This is a genomic window from Desulfobaculum sp. (assembly GCF_054921475.1).
The window spans coordinates 1-4012 of record NZ_JBUDSW010000297.1; the positions used below are offsets into that span (position 1 = coordinate 1).

Sequence of the window (4012 nt, forward strand, 5' to 3'; positions counted from 1 at the left end):
AATGGACGCCGCGCACGTTGCGCGGTGCTGGCGGTATTTCCGCTGACGCTGGGCACAATGAACCGACCTGCAGGGGAACGCGCGTGGCGCGTTCCCCTTTTTTCTTGGCATATCGGTGCGCTGTGCTGGTGCGAGGGGCGCTGTGTATGATAGGTATGGTGATGCTCCGCTCCGTAATGCGCCTATGCGCCGGAAGCGGGGCGGGTGCGATTCTTGCTAGCATGACTCCGCTTTGGTGGGGCGCGTCGGGAATCCGTCGGCGCTCCGAAACCCTTCCTAGGACAGAGGATTGACGATGCATATCAGAAAGCGCGTGCTTGTGACCGGTGGCGCGGGATTCCTTGGTTCGTTCTTGTGCGAGCGGCTGCTCAATGACGGCTGCGACGTGCTGTGCGTGGACAACTACTTCACGGGAGCGCGGCGCAATATTACGCATCTGCTGGATAACCCGTACTTTGAGTTGATGCGGCACGACGTGACCTTTCCGCTGTATGTGGAGTGCGACGAGATTTATAATCTGGCCTGTCCGGCCTCGCCCATCCATTACCAGCACGACCCGGTACAGACCACCAAGACGTCCATCCACGGGGCCATCAACATGCTGGGCCTTGCCAAGCGCACGCGCGCCAAGATTTTTCAGGCCTCCACATCCGAGGTCTACGGCGACCCGGAGGTGCATCCGCAAAACGAGGCCTACTGGGGCCGCGTGAATCCCATAGGCCGCCGCGCCTGCTACGACGAGGGCAAGCGCTGCGCCGAGACGCTGTTTTTCGACTACCACCGCCAGCACGGGCTGGGCATTAAGGTGGCGCGCATCTTCAACACCTATGGCCCGCGCATGCATCCCAACGACGGACGTGTGGTGTCCAACTTCATCACACAGGCGCTGCGCGGCAAGCCCATCACCGTGTACGGCGATGGTTCGCAGACGCGCTCCTTCTGCTATGTGGACGACCTGATTGAAGGCTTTGTGCGCCTGATGGATGCGCCGGACGAGGTGACCGGGCCTATGAACCTTGGCAACCCGGGCGAGTTCACCATTTTGGAGCTGGCGGAAATCGTTATTGAGATGACCGGCAGCCGCTCCATCATTGACTTCAAGCCCCTGCCCGGTGACGACCCCACACAGCGCAAGCCCGACATCACCTTTGCCCGTGAGACGTTGGGCTGGGAGCCGCGGGTTGCGCTGCGTGATGGCCTGAAGAGCACCATCGCGTATTTTGACGACCTGCTGCGCGAAATGGACGACATCTCCCTGGGCCGCCTGAACTAACGCCGGGGCCGCGGCGTTCTTCGCAGGGTGGGTTTTCCCCTGTGCGTGCTTCGGCCCTTTTGCTTGGGGCTGGAGTTTGGTATTCGTGGATGGGAGCGGGAGCAGAACTCCCGCGGTCTTCCCGTCCTGCGCCGCTTGGGCCTCGCGCCCTTGGCGGCGGCACACGAAAACTGGGACGGACACGAACGTCTAAACCCGGAAGGATAGTATGCGAACGAAGATCATCGCCACGCTCGGCCCGGCCTCCATGAAGTACGACATCATGAAGGGCATGGTGGAGCACGGGGTCCGCATTTTTCGTTTGAATTTTTCGCATTCCAATGCCGAGGCCTTTAAGCCCGTTGTGGCGGACATCCGCAAGCTGGAGCAGGAGACCAACCTCCGCCTGACCATCATGGGTGACCTGTGTGGCCCAAAAATCCGCATCGGCGAGGTGGAAGGCTCGCCCTTGCAGATCAACAAGGGCGACCGGGTGCTCCTTGGCCTGCCGAGCTACCAGCCGCAGACCATTGGCCGGACTTTTGTCAGCCTTGATGTGCCCGAACTTTTGCAGGGGCTCGGCGTTGGCGACGCGGTATACCTTGCCGACGGCATGCTGCGCTTTACCGTGACCGAGGTGCAGGAACAGGACGAACTGTTCGAGATGGAGGCCAATACCGAAGGCCTGCTCACCTCGCACAAGGGCATTGCCTTTCCGGACAAGATTCACCCGCTTCCCGCCCTGACGGAGAAGGACAAGCAGGACCTTGCCGAAGGCCTGCCCATTGGGCTGGATGCTGTGGCGATGTCCTTTGTACAGACCGCGGCGGATGTGAAGGAGCTGAAGGATCTGATTGCCCAGCATGGGTCTTCGGTCCCTGTGGTTGCCAAGCTGGAGCGCAAGCGCGCTGTGGAGAATGTGGAGTCCATTGTTGAGGCGGCGGACGCCATCATGGTGGCGCGCGGCGACCTTGGCGTGGAGTGCTCGCTGTCCACACTGCCCGTGGTGCAAAAGCGCATCATCCGTGCCTGCCGCCATAAGCAGAAGGCCGTTATTGTCGCCACGCAGATGATGCTGTCCATGGTCAAGAATCCCGGCCCCACACGCGCCGAGGCAACGGACGTGGGCAACGCCGTCATGGACGGCGCAGACTGCGTGATGTTGTCCGAGGAGACGGCCATTGGCAACTATCCTGTGGAGACCTGTGCCTATATTCAGGGCATTGCCGAGTACTGCGAGGACTACTATTTGGAGCGCCTTGGCGGCGCCTTCCGGCCCAGCCCGGAGAAGAACATCGTCAAGTACCTTGCCTATTCCGCCTGCGTGGTGGCCGAGCACGCCGAAAGCGCGGCGCTGGTCTGCCATTCCACCAGCGGCAGCACGGCGCGGATGCTGTCCAGCCGCAGGCCGTCGCTGGTCATCTATGCGCTGTCGCCGGATGAAAAGGCGCTGCGGATGTTGAACTTTTTCTGGGGTGTGGTGCCGCGCGGGACGGACCCCAGCATAGAGAGCCACCTCCAGCGCGCCATTGCCTTTGTGCGGGCCGAGGAGAGCATTGCTCCCGGCCACTCTGTGGTCATCACTTCGGGGCAGCCGCATCCGCCGGGACAGCCCGAGACCAAAACGAACACCATTAAATTGTTCTATAAGTAGAAACTTTTTTCTTTCGAAACAGACAGCGCCCCGCAGCCGATGGCTGCGGGGCGCTTTTGCGTGGGTGGCGGGGGTTGGAGCGCTTTTTCTGTGAAAAATCTGAAGGCGGATGCCTGTCTGCTGTGGCGCGGGTGGGTGGTGAAGGGGCGTGTGTGCTTGATGTGTGTTGGCGGATGTGGTCGTGGCGCTTGGTGTATGAAAAAAGGTGTGCAGCGCCGTGATGCATTCTGCTGGTGCTCTGTTGTGTGTGTCCGGCCTGCGCTGTGCGGCGAGCTACTTCGTTTCGTGATGTGAAAACATGGGCGATGCGTTTTGCGGGGCGTGCATAGCGGCATTTCTGACAAGACTAGTCATCTGCAAGGAATTAGGGTATGCCGTCCGGATTCCAAAAGTTTTGAATCGGTGCCGGGAAAATTGCGTTCGCAATTTATTGTTAAGCACAACGGTTTATCTCGGCGGTGAACCATGCCGTATCAATGGCGCACGCCATGTTCAGGCGGCGGATAATTGACACCGCAATACGTCGGTCCCGAATCATTGATGCAGCTGAGATAATGAAGAGAGGGTTGTATGAAATCTGTTTTGAAGTGTCTTGTCCTGACGGCGCTCATCGTGATGTGCGCATTCCAGAATGTGCAGGCCGCAGGGTTTGGCCTGTACGAATATAGCGCGCGCGGCAACGCGCTGGGCGGTTCGCTCATTGCCCGCACGCCCGATGCCTCCACGGCTGTCTTTAACCCCGCCAACGTGACCAATCTGCCCGGCACGCACTTTCAGGCCGGGTTCACGGCCATTAATCCGTACTCCACCATCACCTTTGATGATGACAAGTACGGTGACGCCACGGGCAAATCCAATGTGTGGATTCCCCCGCACATGTACTTCACCTACCAGCAGGGTGAAAACCTGTGGATCAACCTCGCCACGTTCTCCCGCTTCGGCCTTGGCACGGAGTTCGAGGAAGACTGGTCCGGCCGGTACAACGTGAACTACGCGGGCATCGAAACGGTGTCCTTTAGCCCCTCCATCGCATGGAAAGCCAACGACAAGCTCTCCCTCGCCATCGGCCCGGAGTTCATGTGGTTCAAGTTCCGGCAGGAGAAGGT

The 4012-nt window shown here is 59.9% G+C and carries 3 protein-coding genes; all 3 read left to right on the top strand.

What is annotated here, in order from left to right; genetic code table 11:
* Positions 1-295: 295 nt before the first annotated feature.
* Entirely contained in the window at positions 296-1273 is a 978-nt protein-coding gene (locus tag ACY69P_RS14855; protein WP_462328035.1) for a UDP-glucuronic acid decarboxylase family protein, read from the top strand.
* 208 nt (positions 1274-1481) lie between these two features.
* Positions 1482-2906 (top strand): pyruvate kinase, encoded by a 1425-nt coding sequence (pyk, locus tag ACY69P_RS14860; RefSeq protein WP_462328036.1) that lies wholly within the window; start codon positions 1482-1484, stop codon positions 2904-2906.
* Positions 2907-3476: 570 nt separating this feature from the next.
* The coding region (locus ACY69P_RS14865; protein WP_462328037.1) for an OmpP1/FadL family transporter at positions 3477-4012 on the top strand (536 nt) is incomplete at its 3' end.

What these genes read in the sequence shown, in the direction of transcription:
- pyk (WP_462328036.1), top strand. Translation starts at nt 1,482, where the DNA reads ATGCGAACGAAGATCATCGCCACGCTCGGCCCGGCCTCCATGAAGTAC.
- ACY69P_RS14855 (WP_462328035.1), top strand. Translation starts at nt 296, where the DNA reads ATGCATATCAGAAAGCGCGTGCTTGTGACCGGTGGCGCGGGATTCCTT.